Origin of the sequence: Paraeggerthella hominis (assembly GCF_021044775.1) — a bacterium.
In the GTDB taxonomy this organism is placed as follows: Bacteria; Actinomycetota; Coriobacteriia; order Coriobacteriales; family Eggerthellaceae; genus Paraeggerthella; species Paraeggerthella hominis.
Genome location: NZ_JAJNOQ010000015.1, coordinates 1 through 14,230, shown reverse-complemented (window position 1 = coordinate 14,230; position 14,230 = coordinate 1). Strand labels below are relative to the sequence as shown.

The following is a 14,230-nucleotide window of genomic DNA, read 5'->3' as shown; positions in this document are numbered from 1 at the left end:
GTCCAAGTCGGGCTGACTATTTGTCTGCCGCCTTGTCGGAATTGAGTTCTGCTCCTTCCGCATCGCGGCGGATGCGGTTGCGCAGCGCATACGCGCCAGCGGTAGTGCCGGAAACGACCAGCGCGCAGACGAGCACCCAAACGGGAAGCAGGTCAGCGCCCGTCTTGTCATAAGGAGCGGTAGGCACTTCGGGCGTGTCGGGGTTGTCGACGACCACCGTCTGGCCCTCGTCCTCGAGGTCCTGGTGGACCGCCACGACGTTGCCGTCCACATCGAGCACCTCTTCGAAGGCGACGAGCGCAGCACCTTCCTCAAGCGCCGACGCGTCGAATTCAAACGTTACCTCGACGGTGCCCTCAGAGCCTTCGGCAACGAACTCGGCAGTCGCGGTCACGGGGTTGCCGTCGGCGTCTTCAAGCGGCATGCCGGTTGCTTTGTTCATGATGGTGCCGTGGGCGGTGTAGGTCTCGCCTGCGGTGAGCCCCTTGTAGGCAACGGTGTCGACGACCTTTACGGTTCCGTTTTCGACCACATGGTCACCGTCAGCCGCGTCGACGAGCGTGGTGCCGATCTCGATCACCGTGACCGACTGGCCTTCGTCGTTGATATCTTCATGCGTGGCGACCACTTCGCCATTGGCGTCATAGAGCTTCTCGAACACGACGAGGCGCTTGCCGGCGAGCTCGCTCGTATTAAGCGAGAGCTCTACCACCTGGGAACCGGTCTCCCTCTCTGCCGTGAAGGTCACGGTGCCCGTGACGTCTTCCGCGAGCGGGCCCGAGCCGTTCTTGACAGCCTCTCCCGTGTCGGCGTCCATCAGCGTTGCCTCGAGCGTGTAGGTCTCACCGGGGGTTAATCCGTCGTGGAAGACCTCGTCCGCGATGACGACTTCGGAGCCCCAGACGAACTTGTCGCCGTCGGATTTGTCGGTCGCCATGGTGCCGATGTCGGCTCCGGGCTGGTCATCCAGGCTCATCCAGACGGCCCTGGCGACGGAAGAGTCGCGCTCCACCCAGAAGGTGCGCTCGATGAGCTGGTAGCCCTCATTGGTGTCGCTTCGCAGCTCTTCCAGGGTGTACTCGCCGTACGGGAAGGCGGCAAGGGAATCATCGACTTCGGCCTCGGTGCCGTCCTCGCCCATGAAGAACCACGTGCCCGCCTTGGCGTCCATCATGTCGGCGGTGATGTAGCTAACGTCCATGAGGTGGTCGTTGCCGTTGGTGTTGTCGGAGTGCCTGTTCCAGCCGCTCGCGCTGGAGAAGTCTCCGTTGCGATCGGTGACGATGACGTGCGCCTCTCCGGTGGAGACGTTGGTCACCTTGAAGGCCACCTGTTGGGCTGCGTTGGTGTCGTCGGCCATCTTGGCGAGCTCGATGTCATTGCGCACCACCTGGTTGAAGAACTCGAGCACGTTGCCGTCCTTGGATGCGCTCACGATCTCGCCGTCAGCGCGCACCTCGAAGGTTCGGGGCTCGCCGTCGGTCAGAAGATAGGAGTCGTTGGTCGCCGTCTCCTGGATGGTGTAGGTGCCGTACGGCAGGGTGTCGGAAGATGTTTCTGCGGTATACACCTGCATATCCTCGTTCCAATGGGTGGTGATGGTCATGACGGCATCGCCTACATGGAACCACTGGCCGTTCACCATGACACCGTGCTCGCTGGCGTTCGTGATGGTGAACTCGATGCCAGAGAGCGTGGAACCGGTATCGAGCGTATCGTGGGAGTTGCCGCCCAATGCCTCAGATACCCCGAGCTCGAGGTCAGACTTCACGACCTGCACGCCGCCGGCGGCTACCTCGTTGAGCTCTCCATCAGCAAGCAGGAACTCGTAGACCTTGCCATCCTCGCGTACCTGGAACTCTTTTTGAGTAGCTCCATCTTCAGTGTAGCCTTGAGGTGCCTTGGTCTCGCGTACCAGGTAGGTGCCGTATGGGAGCAGCTGCTCAGGCGTCTTCGCGATGAAGGCATCCAGATCGGCGTCGTATTCGGTAGCGATGGTGATGATGGCGTCTCCCGCTGCGAAGACCTCGCCCTCGTCGATGACGCCGTTGTCATTCAGGTCAACGTCCACACGCTCTGCACTTGCGTTGTAGATGGTGAACTCCGCGCCTGCAAGCGTGGCGTCGCCTTGCGCATAGTTGTAGTAGGTGCCGTCGCCTTCGGTGTCTTCCTCGTCGAAGAGCAGCGCGTCGCCCTTGGCTACCATGACGGAGCTCAAAGCAGGGGTCTGCACGTAGCCCAAGGTGCCCTCGAACTCGTTGGAGAAGGTCGCCTTGGTGCTCGTGGTGGTGAGCTGGCTCGTGGCGGTCACCTCGATGGTCTGGGTGGCGTTCTCGGGAATCACGCAGCCTTCAGGGGCTTCGATTTCGGTCACCGAATAGGTGCCGAGCTGCATCACGTACATGCCGTCTATGACGTCCATGGGTTCGCCCTCGACGAACGCGCCGTCGTCGACCTTCATGGAAATCTTGCCATCAGCGTTGGTCTGATAGACGCCGGATTTTCCGTTGGGGTAGTCGATGCGGAACTTCGCGCCGGCGAACGATGCGTCGCCTTCAGGCGTCGGCTTGCCATCGCGGGCAAGCTTCGTAATGGAGACATCGATCGGGAAGTACTGCTTCTCCTCGCTAGAGGAGATGGACATATCATCTTCGAGCACGACCTGCTGGACCGTCGGGTCAAGGGCGTAGCCAGATGGGGCTTTGGTCTCCTTAACCCAGTAGGTGCCGGGGTCGAGCCCCTCGGCGGTGCCGGAATAGCCCGAGCCGCTCTTGGAGATCGTGATGCTCGCGACCTTGTCGGTGCACGCCTCGTCCGCATAGACGCCGTACTGGGCACCCTCGAGGCTCGTCGCGTACTGTCCGTTGCCCTCGGTGTCGAGCACGATCGTGTCGCCCGCGCTCTTGTCGACCGTCAGGTCGAAGCCGTGGGAGACGGTCACCTTGGCGTAGTAGAGGTCGCCCACGACCTTGCCCTCGATGGGACCGATCTTGCACACGGACGGGATGGCGTGGAACATCAGGTCCTCGCCGTTGCCCTCTCCCCAGTAGATGCCCACGTGGCTCTCGCCGCCGCCCACGGGGGTGTTGCCCGCGGATTTAGCCCAGACGAACAGGATGTCGCCCTTGGCGGGCTTGCTGGCCAGAAGGTCGGCCTTGCTGCTGAACACCTGCACGTCGCAGTTGGCGAACGCCCAGTTGTAGAGCGTCTCGGTGTTGGGCAGGCAGTTGTCGTCCCAATGGCGCGGCTGCATGTCGTAGCGCAGGAACGAGTCGGAAACGCCCGCCTCGTTGATGAGCGCGTAGCTCACGAAGGTCGAGCAGTCCATGCCCGCGCCCGGCCCCGCCTCGCGGTCGTCCATGGTGTAGGGGGTGCCCAGGTAGCGGTCCTGGTGCGCCTCCAGGTTGGCAACGAATGCCTCGGGGTCGAAGCCCAGCTTCTCGGCGAACGTGACGCCGCGCCCGGACTCGTAGGCGGGGCCAGCTGCCTGCGCGGTCGAGGGCATGACCGCGACCGAGAGTGCGAGCGCCATCGCCATGACGACGCGCACGATCTTCGAGGAGGTTATCCTCTCCATGGTTCTTTCTCTCATCTCGCACTTCCTTAAAACGGGATGTCTTCTCTGGACGTCCGGGATGCCGCTCTCGCCGTGTTGTCGCGTGCGAGCTTTTCGCTTCCGTCCCTGGCCCTGCCTACCTTCTTGGAGAGGCTCTCGAGGTATTCGCTCCTGTTGCGGTCGAGTGCCTCCTTGATCTGCGCGGGCATGACTTTCATCACGTCTTTCACCTCGACGCCCGCCTCGTCGACGACGGGCTTTCCGTCCTCGTCGAGGATGCTCTTGCGAAGCCACACCTCGCGCTCGGTCAGCAGCGGGATGTCGCGGTAGTCTTCGCCGCGATAGCGGGAGTCGTTGACGAAAAGCGGGCTGAACTGGTAGTAGCTCACGTCGCGCCCGTCTATGACCGTGCCCTTGGGCAGGGTCACCGAGTTGAAGGTCTTTCTCTCACCGGTCCTTCGGTCGGTGTACTCTATGTCGGTGCGCACGAAGTTCTTGTGTAGCGTGACATAGGTGTTCTTCGGTGTTTCCTGGCTCATGCGAGCCCTCCTTTACGTCTCGTTCCGGCTTGATGTGGAAGTGCCGGAGGTTTCGGCCTTACCTGAGTCATCTGCCCATCTTGTTCATCTCCTTTCTCCTCATCTGCTCGACCGCCGGCGGGCATTTCGCGCGTTCGACTCTCGAGGTGAGCCGCTCGCCAACGATGAGGGCGCGTTCGAACTCCCCGTAGCCGATCCGCTCGATGTCCGTGGGCTCGCAGTCCAGGTAGGACTCTGCGGCGTCGATGAGCTCTTCGGCATCCGAGTAACCCCAGTTGAAGCCACGCGTCAGCTCCTTCCATCCGTTCTCGTCCTGGCCCCATAGGGAGAATGCGAAGCCCAAGGAGTCGGGCCTTGTGGGATCCGGCGCCGCGTGCGCTTCGAGGAGCAGGCGCGACCCGTCTTCCGGGTCGTTCATCATCCACGCCGCCTCTGGGGAGGCCTTGCTGTTCGGGTTGTACACGTCAGGTTCTCCTTTCTCTTAGAAACCGCTCACGATATCCCGGGCCCAGGCCCCGCTCTTCACGAGCGAGAGGATGAGCAGGATGCACATGGCGAGGTACTGTAGCGCGTAGGTGAGCCCGTTCGCGACCGCGTCGATGGGGGTTGCCGTGCCGGGGTTCACGCCGACGATTCCTCCCAGGATTAGCGGGAAGGCGATCAGGAGGATGACGATGATGAGGCCCGCGATGCACACCGCCGTGAAGTTCTTCAGGTAGCCGACTCCGATTTGGCGGGTGTCGTCGAGCGCCATGAAGGCCAGCGGGATGGGGCTGAACGCCGCCATGATGTAGAGTTGCAGGGCGCGCGCCCAGCAGACCACGAGCGCGATGATGTACGCGGCGAGCACCACAACCCAGCTGATGAGCGAGACGATGAGCATCGCGAGCAGGGCGGGGATGTCGCCGTCGGTCGTGACGATCGAGACCGCCGACACATCCAGGGCGTCCCCCTGGCCGAAGAGCCCTATGACCCTGTCGATGGCGATGCCTATCACCTCGTAGATCGCCTGCATGAGCTCGAAGCTGTGCTGGATGAGGAACAGGAACACCGCGAAGAAGACGAGCAGGAACACGACCTCCTTCACGCCCGGCATCGAGGCGTTGCCGTCGACCCTCTGGGAAATCTGGATGAGCTTTATGGTGAAGACGAGCGAGAGCACCCCGCAGCCGATGGGCAGGATAGCGACCTGCCAGACGCCGTGGGCTATGTCGTACATCGAGATGCTCCCCGAGGTGGTGAGCATGGCGTTGAAGTCGGCACCGAGGATGCCGTCGTAGCCGATTCCCTTGAGCACCTCTACCTGCTTCGAGAACATCCAGTTGGCGGCGTCCCGCAGGAGGTCGGAGAGCCAGCCGTTGATGTCGTCGGCGATGTCGGCATAGGCGCTCTGCGTCGGTATGAGGACGAGGGCGAGAAGCGCGACGGTCAGCGCGAAGGCCTTTCTGAAGCGGCTGTCGCACGAGATTCTCAGAAGCGTTCCCATGGGCATCACATCGCTTCGAGCTCGCCCGTCCGCCCGTCGATGGTCACGGTGACGATGGTCGCGTTCGGGTCGTTGAAGGTGAATGTCGAGCTGGTCGATTCGCTGTTGGCGTCGATGTAGATCTCTCCGTCCCAGGTGGCCGCCGTCGCATAGGGACACCTTTGCGACGCGAACTCCTGCAGGCATGCGGCAATCTCCGCCTGCTCGACGCCAGTCAATTCCGCCAGATAGTCGACGTTTCCGGCGATTGAGAGCTCGACGTCCTCTGGCGCGTCGATCACGTAGGTATCGGAAAGTTCGAACGCGTCGCAGGCGATAACGAGGCCGCCGTCTTCTGCCTCGTCGACCCTGACGAGCGAGGGCGTCTGGTCGGACGTCACGGTGTCGCTTATCCAGATCGACTCGGAGAACCCGCCCTCGTCGGCAACGGCGTTGTCCGACGTCCAGAAGGTGATTTGCTGCGCGCCATCCGAGTTCTCCGCGAACGCCCCGTTCACGATCGAGAGGGTCGCCGACCCGTCCGGGGAGGTCCATTTTGTTCCCACGAGGCCGTCGAGGCCCGCCTGCGCGTCGCCGGCGATTTCCGTCTCTTGCGTTATGGCCTGCTCGGTTGCCTCCTGCCCGCCTGTGTGCACCATCGTGCAGCGCGCGCAGCCCGCTGCGATGAGCACGAGCAGCGCCGCGCAGGCGATCACGAGCGTGGCCTTGCCTTTCTTCTCCATCCCTTGGTCTCCTTTCTAGTCACGCGCCGTGAGGGCGCAGGTGAAGTAGCTGATTCCTTCCGCTATCTTGCAGACGCTGCCCGAATGGGGCTCGTGGATGTACCTGTCGCCCCCGATGTAGATGGCGACATGCCCCGGCCTGTAGAGGATGTCCCCGGGAGCAGCCTGGGAAAGCGGGATCTGGGTGAGCTGGGATTTCTGCACCTCGGTGTTGTGCCCTATGCGTATGCCTGCCTGGCGGTAGCAGTACTGGGTGAGGCCGCTGCAGTCGAGGCCGACTCCCGGCGTGGATCCGCCCCACACGTAGGGGACGCCGAGCTGGCTGTATGCCGCCGCCACTATCGCGTTGCCGCTCTCTTCTCCGGCCCTGAAGTCCTCCACGCTCATGGTGTCGAAGCGCCGCAGGCTGTAGGTGTCCATAATCGATTTCAGGGTTTCCACGTAGCTCGAGTCTGTCGCCCAGCCGGCGTCTTTGAGGCCCTCCGCCATCTTGTCGGAGTCATGGTTGGCGATCGCCTCTTTGATGAGCGGGTTGTTGGCGTACCTTTCGGCTTGCAGGAAGACGCGGCTCCTGAAGGCTATGCACTCGGCGTCGCCCTTGAAGACGATGAATTGCGCTGTGATCGTGTAGTGTCCGCCGTCGGCGGCCTCCTCTCCGGTCGCCCAGCTCGCCTTGCCGGAAACCTCGGGCGCTGCGGCGTACGAGGACGCCCATTTCATGCCGAAGAGGTTGTGGTCGCGCGTGGCGAGCATGCTCATGTGGTCGCCCTGGCCGCTCTCGCAGATGATCTGGGCGATGGTGCAGCCGGCAGGATGCCCGTATTCCTCCTGGGCGGCGAGCGCCGCCTCCACCATCTCGTAGGTGATGTAGGGAGGAAGGCCCTCCATCGCCTGCCTGTTGGCCTCGTTTTGCCAGAAGCCGAACAGTGCTGAGACAATTTGTCCCACCAGCAGCGCGCCGAGCACGAATGCGATGACTCCGGCGACCACCCCCGCTATCGGTGCGCCTGCGCTTGCGATCGCGCCGATGACGCCCGCTCCGCCTTCCGCCGTGGCGGAGGCAGCGGCCGCCTTCGCGCCGCCGCCTACGACGTTCGCCCCCACGGTGCGGGCGGACATCTCGGCAGAGGCGCTTGCCGGCGCGTTGGCCGAGGCCTTTGCGGCGCCTACCGCTCCGTTTGCCTTCGCGCGCGGTGTGCCGGCATGCTGGGAGGGCCTGGCGGCTGTTCTTGCCTTCCTTGCGGATTCGGGGATGCGCGCCGGCCCTTGCGCGGCGTCTGCCCCGGGCGGTTCGGCGCGCCTTTTGTCGGCGAGTTTCCTCTTCAGAATCAATCCGCCTTGGGCGGCGTCGTAGACCTCGCGCGCCCCGTCGAGCTCGTCGCTTTTGTCCAGCTCGGTTACAAGCGAAGACGCAGCCATGCGCCCGATGTTCAATCCGGCGGCGGAACGGGCGTCATCGACGTTTCTCGGCACGCCTCTTCCGCTTCCGACGACCCCGTCGCGGAAGGCCTCGCCGCCCGACACCACTCCGGTGTTGAGCAGGGTCTGCACGTCGCCTGCGACGATGTCGTGCATCGGGTCTGTCCCGAACGCTCTCGTCATCGGGCGGACCTTCCGCCCGTGCCGCCGAGCGCCGCCACTTCGGAGGGCTTGGTGGTGAGCAGGTCGTAGATCTTGCCCTTGGGAAGCTCGTTGGTTATCGGCATACGGGCACCGCCCGCGACAAGCAGGCCGTCGCCCGGCTTGATGCCGTCGTCGATGTAGCGGACCTCTTCATCGGAGAGGTTGAGCGTTTCCGCCCACAGGTCGCGGTCGACGCTCGACTGCTTGTGCAGCATGAGGTAGTCGGAGTTGAGGATCATGGTCGACCCGATGTCGCTGCCGAGCATGAAGCTGGCGTTCTGCGAGAGCCCAGTGGCGACCAGACCGAACTTGCGGCCTTCTGCCCAGAAGCTCTCGAAGTACGCGATGACGGCGGGATGCTTGAAAAGGCTCTGCACTTCGTCGATGAAGAGCCAGGTTGTCTTTCCCTCTGCGAAGTTCTGGTACATGCGGTTTCGCACCTGCTCGAGCGCTGTGAGCATGCCGAACACCCTCATGTCGGTGTTGAGGTCGTGCAGGTCGATGTTGACCATGGGCGCATCGAGGCTCACGTTCGACTTGCGGTTGAAGAACGACAGCGACCCTTTGACGTGGCGCTCGTAGCGAAGCGCGATGTCCTCGGCGGCGCTCTCGGGCTGCTCGAGGAGCAGGTTGTAGAAGTCCTCGAGGATGGGCGTGTCGGAATCTCCGGCACGGCGATATGCCTCTTCGACGCAGCGGGCGATGATGGAGCGCTCGGCCTGCGTGAGGCCCTGCCTGCCCTCGGCCATCATCGACGCGGAAAGGGCCAAAAAGGCGTCTATCTTGAACGCGCTCTGAAGCGGCGCGTCCAAAAACTCCACGTCCTTCTTGTCGAAGGGGTTCATGAACTGTCCGGAGTCTGCGGCGAGCCTGATGCTCACGCCGCCGCCAGCCTCCGCAACGGGCCGTCCCTCGCCTGTAGGGTCTATCCAGATGCCCTGCGCCCTGTCCCCGTAGAGCATGCGCACCTGCAGCCAGACGCTCTTCTGCGCGTTCGACTTGCCCGTGCCGGGCGTGCCGAAATCGAAGCCCATGGGAGAGGGCAGCGAGAGGCGGTCCAGGATGGCGAGCGTGTTGGTGATCTTGGATTGCCCGAGATAGATGCCGCCAGGCTGGTTGACCTCGAGAGACGCGAATGGCATCTGCATGGCAATCTGCCCGCTCGTGAGCAGGCGCGTCACGTCGCATCGGTTGGTTGCGAAGGGAAGGGCCGATCCCCAGCCTTCCTCCTGGCGGTAGTTGAGAGTTTCCACCGTGAGGGCGGATCCGCGTGCGGTGGAGATGATACGGTCCACCTGCTCGTCGAGTTCCTCCTCGGTCGCCGCGTACGTGAATACGTAGCCGGCGTACTCGAAGAGCTGCTCGTTCTTGCTGCGCAGGAAGTCCAAGAGCTCTTCGGCGTCTGCCCGCGAGTAGCGCAATGCGGTCGATGTCTGGGTGAGGATGATTCCCTTCGCGGCGGCGCGACTCTTCTGGCCGCGCTCCTCCATGTCCATCCAGTCTATCTTTCCCTGCACCATGTCGATGGCCTTGTCCTGGGGGATGGGCTTTAAGTGCAGCGAGATGGAGAGCGGGATGGGGAGGTCGACGATGCTCGCCAGGCAGTCGTCCATGAGGATCGAGCCGAACGAGCGGATCGCCATGACGCAGCACCAGGCCCCGTCGGCCTTGAACGCGTCGCTTCTGCCGGAGGGCTTGAAGTCGACCGACATGGGAGCCACGAAGTCAACGCTTTTCGCCGTGGGGCACTGTGACAAATTGTCCCAGTCGAAGTCGAAGAGCGACAGGGGGCTTAGAAAGCTGCGCGCTATTCTCAGGCGCTCCGTCCCGTCGACGACTTCCGACTTGCTCTTGATCCTGGCGAGCGCCTGCATGCAGTCGCTCCGCATGCGCGCGAGCTTCGGGATCGCCGCGTCGATGTCGTCCGCCTTCGTCGTGAACGTGAGGTAGCGGTGCCGCTTCAGGTTCGAAACGCCCTCGCGCATCTTGTCGTTCAGGATGCGGTTGTACTCGTCAACGTACTCGTCGAGGCAGGGGTCGCTTTTGGGGAAGAAGGTCCTGTTACCGATCTCCTCTGCGGGCACGGGGTCGTTCGTGATCGTCACCTGAACCGACGTGTCTGGGCCGAAGTAGTTGTACAGCGCGCTCATGGTGCTGTAGATGTTCTCGCGGGTGTCCTTGCGGGCGCACTGGTAGGTGATGTCGCCGAAACGGATCATCTGGCTGAACAGCCCCGGGGCCACCTGGGCGACGCCGTTTCTGAACATGAGCTCGTATCCGCAGAGGCTCGTCGTCTGCCTGCGCTTCTTCTTGGCGTCTTTGTTCTTTCTGCGATCGTCTTGCGCTTTGCGCTTAGGCGCTTTCATGAGGCTCATAGAGCTCGGCCCCCTTTCGGTATGTGTGCCTTCTCTCCTTGGCGCTGAGCTTTCTCGGCTCGAGCGACAAGGGCAGCGCGAGCTCGTCTCGGTGGCTCGGCGTGAAGGTGAACGTCCTTTTGCTCGTGTAGTGCCTGGCTGCGAGGGGAAGGAACTTCTCGAAGGGCATGCCGTGCGGCTTCCAGAACCCGGCAAGCCAGAAGGGAAGGGTGGAGAGCATGATGGGAAACGTCATGTCCGAGGGGATTATGCCGAGCCACGACCAGGAGACGACCGCGACGAGGACGGCGGTGGCGAAGCCGAGCGCCAGGCACGCGCACGTCCTGATCGACATGTCGCCGAAGAGCTTCTGCTCGTATTCGCCGATGTCCTTCTGGATGGGTATGTGCAGCTTGTCGTCTATCACTCAGATCCCTCCCCTAAGCCGGGATCCATGAGGTGTCGAGCTGGCCGAAGTAGACGGCTGCGGCGATGATGATGGCCCCGCCTGCGATGGTGGCGATGCCGGCCTCCATGCCTTCGCCCCCGCCGCCTCGGTTGCCGAACGCGCGTCCGAGCTGCACGGCTCCCCAGACGACGAGGAACCCGCCCAGGAACGTCACGCATCCGGTGACGAGCGAGATGATGTTTCCAAGCATGTGAATGCCTCCTTTGCTTGTGCGGCACCGGGGGTGGAAGCGGCGCCTTGTCTTGCGTGGTAAGATTGGCGTGCGGAGCGTGCGAGCGCTCCTTTGCGTCTTTGGCGGCGGCAGCCCCGTCGGGGGTGGAAGCTCGAATGGGGCCTAGGTGCCTCGGGCATTGCCGCTGCCGTCTTCTCATCAGGTCATGTTTCGTTCCTTTCCCGGTACGCGCCGAAGTCGAACGGCGCTGCGTGCTTCGCCCCTTTGTGCCCTGGCTCGACTTCGTCCCAGCGCGGATGGTCTGCAGCGTCGTATTTGTCGTCCTTGAACGGGTATGCCCCCGCTATGAGCAGGAGCGCCTTCCTCCTCGAGAGGCGTCCCACCTCGTCGGGCAGCATCAGGGGCCTCTCGAAGAGGGTTCTGTTCACGGTCGTGGACCTGGTGTTGCCGTCCGTGTCGTTCAGGGTGAGCGAGAGTATGGTCTGGGTTCCGAGCATCTTGGATATCTCTTCGTTGGTGCCGAAAAGCGTCGACCCCAGGAACAGGGTCGTGTCGCAGCATGCCCTGATCGACAGCGCCTTCTCCTCGCCGTAGGTGCCCTTCAGCTGCTCGAAGGACTGCAGGATGAGGGATGTCGAGACGTTCCTGCTCCGGATGACGGCTATGAAGCGGTCGATGTCGGGCAGCTTGCCGATGTTGGCGAACTCGTCGAAGACGAGGTGGACGGGGGTGGGCAGCGCGCCGCCGTGGTCGATGATCGCCGTGTCGCAGAGCTCGTTGACGGCCTGCCACATGAGCATGGCGAAGAGGAAGTTGAACGTCCCTCTGGTGTCGGGCATGGAGGCGAAGACGACGCTTCTCTGACCCGCGTCCCCGAGCGTGTCGAGGGCGAGCTCGTCGTCTGAGAGTAGCTCCTGCACGTTGTCTGCCATGAGCGGCAGGCAGCGGGTGTTGCAGCTGATGATGATCGATTTGAGCGTCTCGCCGGCGGCGGTCTTGAAGCGTCTGTATGCGTTGAGCGCGAAGTCTGCGGACTGCTCGGCGGGCTCGCGCACCTGAATCCAGCGCACCGACGCCGACCCGTTCGAGAACGCCCTCGATCCCTCGTCGAAGGGCTCGTCGTCGCCCGATGAGACCAGGCGCTTGCCCGTCTCCAGCTCGTGGAACAGCAGGTCGAGCGGGCTCATGTACGCCTCGTTTCCCTCGCGCGCTTCCGCCAGCGAGAGCAGGGTGAGCATGCCCGGCAGGTTCCTGTCCTCGGGCGGGCAGTGGTGGATGAGGTAGGCGATGAGCGCGGTGTAGAGCAGGCGCTCGGCGTTTTCCCAGAAGGGGTCCCCCGTATGCTCGGCGTCGCCCGTCGTGTTGCTGATGAGGCACTCGACGATGGACAGCACGTCCACGTCGGTGCGCACGTATGCCAGGGGGTTGTAGTGGCTAGAGGCTTCCATCCTCACCAGGTCGAAGTTGCGGATCCTGTAGCCGGCGGCCTCGAACATCCACCCCGTCGAGCCGATGAGCGTGCCCTTCGGGTCCGTGACCAGGTAGCTCGCGTTCATCTGCATGAGCAGCGGCAGCACGTGGCTGCGGGTCTTGCCCGTGCCGGGAGTCCCGACCACGCAGACGTTGCGGTTGCGGTCCGTCTCCAGGTCGAACCCGTCTCGCGAGACGGGTATGCCGACGTGCTTGGTGAGGGGGATGTTGAGGGAGGGGTCCTCTCGGTTCATGAAGGCCTCGCCCTCTTCCAGGCTGCCCCAGCGGGCAGAACCGTGCTCCTCGCCACGGCGGAGCGTGCCGCCGCGAAGGGCCTGGTGCAACCAGATGCCCCACACGGCGCACGCGCACAGAATGCCGGCGAGCGGCGCAAGCGCGTTCGCTGTCCGCACGCCACCGTCGGCTATCCATCCGGGCATTCCGGCGAGCGCTGCTATCGGGTCGAGCGAGCCGTCGGGAAGCGCGAGAAGGCTTCCCGTGAAGAGGAAGCCCGCGATGGCGGCGAAGGCGGAGGCGAGGGCGATTTTCGCCACGGTATTTCTGTCGAAGGGCGTCAACGGCCCCTCACCTGGTCGATGACCTCGCGGCTTCTGCCGCGTGCGCGCTCTGCGAGCTCGGCTGATTTCCTGAACGCCTCGACGCGTTCCTGCAAGGGTTCTTTATCGGGGTCCGCGAGGCCTTCTTCGCCTCTCGCATCGGCGCTTCGCCCCTTCTCCTTGGCAAGATGCTGCTCGGCTTTCTTGCAGGAGCGCACGGTCTCGTCCGCGAGCTCGTCGAAGCAGCGCGCCACCTCGGGCGCGTCGTCTATCCTGAAGATGAGGTAGGACTTGTCGTCCTCGTCGTAGAACTCGTGGCTCAGCGCTTCGCGGTCGAGTTTCGCGTCGATGATTTCCTTGATGGTTTCGAATTCGGGGAGTTCCCTGAATTCGTGGAGGTTGAGCTTCGCCCATTCGGGGGTGTCGTTCGTCTCTGCGGCAACGGTCGGCTCGTTTTCGTGCCCGATGTTGCCGACGGCGTTCCTGAACGCCATGGATACCCTCGCGGCGCTGTGCGCCATGGCGGCCTGTCCTGCCTCCTGGCCCACTCGCAGCATCCAATCGAATAGCTTCTCGCCCGATTCGTCCCCGAAGTCGCTCGGCATCGTCGTCCTCCTAATCGCTGTGACAATTTGTCCCAGTCTTCAAACGTTGCGTTTTCTTTGGAGGGCGCGTGGACTCGGGGAAGTTCGCGAAGTCCACGAGGAAGTACTCGGCGAAGTTGATGTTGAACATCCAGGTGATGCATACGAGTTCGAATGCCGTCATGACCACCTCTCCGCGCAGCTTCTTCCCGGCGTTCGAGTCGCTCATGCCGAGTCGCCGCGCGAGTTCCGTCGTGGACATCCCGCTCCGCTCCTTGTAGTTGTTGATGACGCCAAGGAACTGGCGGGTAATCGGGTCGAGATCTTCCATTGCTTCCTCCATCACTCACGGCTGCGAGTCGCCGTAGCCGCGGCCTGGTGGGCCCGGTGATGCTGGGAAGGGTAGCGGTGCGCTTCATCTCTGTGGCGAAATCCGTCATGAGGCGACGGGAACCCGTCGCGGGATTTCGAATCAGGCGGGCGCACCGTCATAGGAAGCCTTACGGCTGAACCCGCGCCTGGCACAGTAATACAAACGTGAACTTTAGTTCTCACAGCTGCCTCGTATGTCCAAGGTTGACGTTGTGTTAGACCACTTTGGATAAGTGTCCTGCACGCAGTACACGCGACGGGGCCCCGGTTGCGACAATTCCATCATCAGGAGAGATGGAGGTTGCAATGGAAGACGTGCTCACCCA

12 protein-coding genes are annotated in these 14,230 nt (G+C 63.1%); all 12 read right to left on the bottom strand.

The features are described 5' to 3' along the window. Nucleotides 1–16 precede the first annotated feature (16 nt). Nucleotides 17–3,592, bottom strand: coding sequence for a VaFE repeat-containing surface-anchored protein (locus LQE90_RS11835; RefSeq protein WP_216529942.1), 3,576 nt, complete (start codon nucleotides 3,590–3,592; stop codon nucleotides 17–19). Nucleotides 3,593–3,603: 11 nt separating this feature from the next. Next, nucleotides 3,604–4,095, bottom strand: coding sequence for a DNA gyrase (locus LQE90_RS11830; RefSeq protein ID WP_216529941.1), 492 nt, complete (start codon nucleotides 4,093–4,095; stop codon nucleotides 3,604–3,606). A 67-nt stretch (nucleotides 4,096–4,162) separates the two neighbouring features. Further along, nucleotides 4,163–4,558 (bottom strand): hypothetical protein, encoded by a 396-nt coding sequence (locus LQE90_RS11825; RefSeq protein ID WP_216529940.1) that lies wholly within the window; start codon nucleotides 4,556–4,558, stop codon nucleotides 4,163–4,165. Between the two features lie 18 nt (nucleotides 4,559–4,576). Continuing rightward, nucleotides 4,577–5,587 carry a VirB6/TrbL-like conjugal transfer protein, CD1112 family gene (locus LQE90_RS11820; RefSeq protein WP_216529939.1) on the bottom strand — a complete coding sequence of 337 codons (1,011 nt, stop codon included), beginning with the start codon at nucleotides 5,585–5,587 and terminating at the stop codon, nucleotides 4,577–4,579. Continuing rightward, nucleotides 5,587–6,303, bottom strand: coding sequence for a hypothetical protein (locus LQE90_RS11815; RefSeq protein ID WP_216529938.1), 717 nt, complete (start codon nucleotides 6,301–6,303; stop codon nucleotides 5,587–5,589). Before LQE90_RS11815 ends, LQE90_RS11820 begins: the two co-directional genes overlap by 1 nt. 15 nt (nucleotides 6,304–6,318) lie before the next feature. Then, on the bottom strand, nucleotides 6,319–7,905 hold the full coding sequence (locus LQE90_RS11810; protein WP_216529937.1) for a glucosaminidase domain-containing protein: 1,587 nt from the start codon (nucleotides 7,903–7,905) through the stop codon (nucleotides 6,319–6,321). Then, on the bottom strand, nucleotides 7,902–10,301 hold the full coding sequence (locus LQE90_RS11805) for a VirB4-like conjugal transfer ATPase, CD1110 family (protein WP_216529936.1): 2,400 nt from the start codon (nucleotides 10,299–10,301) through the stop codon (nucleotides 7,902–7,904). Before LQE90_RS11805 ends, LQE90_RS11810 begins: the two co-directional genes overlap by 4 nt. Next, on the bottom strand, nucleotides 10,279–10,707 hold the full coding sequence (locus LQE90_RS11800) for a PrgI family protein (protein ID WP_216529935.1): 429 nt from the start codon (nucleotides 10,705–10,707) through the stop codon (nucleotides 10,279–10,281). Before LQE90_RS11800 ends, LQE90_RS11805 begins: the two co-directional genes overlap by 23 nt. Before the next feature lie 13 nt (nucleotides 10,708–10,720). After that, entirely contained in the window at nucleotides 10,721–10,939 is a 219-nt protein-coding gene (locus LQE90_RS11795) for a hypothetical protein (protein WP_216529934.1), read from the bottom strand. Nucleotides 10,940–11,124: 185 nt separating this feature from the next. Further along, nucleotides 11,125–12,945 carry a VirD4-like conjugal transfer protein, CD1115 family gene (locus LQE90_RS11790; RefSeq protein WP_231088326.1) on the bottom strand — a complete coding sequence of 607 codons (1,821 nt, stop codon included), beginning with the start codon at nucleotides 12,943–12,945 and terminating at the stop codon, nucleotides 11,125–11,127. Between the two features lie 20 nt (nucleotides 12,946–12,965). Then, nucleotides 12,966–13,553, bottom strand: coding sequence for a hypothetical protein (locus tag LQE90_RS11785; protein ID WP_216529932.1), 588 nt, complete (start codon nucleotides 13,551–13,553; stop codon nucleotides 12,966–12,968). A gap of 10 nt (nucleotides 13,554–13,563) precedes the next feature. Beyond that, entirely contained in the window at nucleotides 13,564–13,863 is a 300-nt protein-coding gene (locus LQE90_RS11780) for a helix-turn-helix domain-containing protein (protein ID WP_231088325.1), read from the bottom strand. Nucleotides 13,864–14,230 lie beyond the last annotated feature (367 nt).

What these genes read in the sequence shown, in the direction of transcription:
- LQE90_RS11835 (WP_216529942.1), bottom strand. Translation starts at nt 3,592, where the DNA reads ATGAGAGAAAGAACCATGGAGAGGATAACCTCCTCGAAGATCGTGCGC.
- LQE90_RS11795 (WP_216529934.1), bottom strand. Translation starts at nt 10,939, where the DNA reads ATGCTTGGAAACATCATCTCGCTCGTCACCGGATGCGTGACGTTCCTG.
- LQE90_RS11805 (WP_216529936.1), bottom strand. Translation starts at nt 10,301, where the DNA reads ATGAGCCTCATGAAAGCGCCTAAGCGCAAAGCGCAAGACGATCGCAGA.
- LQE90_RS11830 (WP_216529941.1), bottom strand. Translation starts at nt 4,095, where the DNA reads ATGAGCCAGGAAACACCGAAGAACACCTATGTCACGCTACACAAGAAC.
- LQE90_RS11810 (WP_216529937.1), bottom strand. Translation starts at nt 7,905, where the DNA reads ATGACGAGAGCGTTCGGGACAGACCCGATGCACGACATCGTCGCAGGC.
- LQE90_RS11815 (WP_216529938.1), bottom strand. Translation starts at nt 6,303, where the DNA reads ATGGAGAAGAAAGGCAAGGCCACGCTCGTGATCGCCTGCGCGGCGCTG.
- LQE90_RS11820 (WP_216529939.1), bottom strand. Translation starts at nt 5,587, where the DNA reads ATGCCCATGGGAACGCTTCTGAGAATCTCGTGCGACAGCCGCTTCAGA.
- LQE90_RS11780 (WP_231088325.1), bottom strand. Translation starts at nt 13,863, where the DNA reads ATGGAAGATCTCGACCCGATTACCCGCCAGTTCCTTGGCGTCATCAAC.
- LQE90_RS11785 (WP_216529932.1), bottom strand. Translation starts at nt 13,553, where the DNA reads ATGCCGAGCGACTTCGGGGACGAATCGGGCGAGAAGCTATTCGATTGG.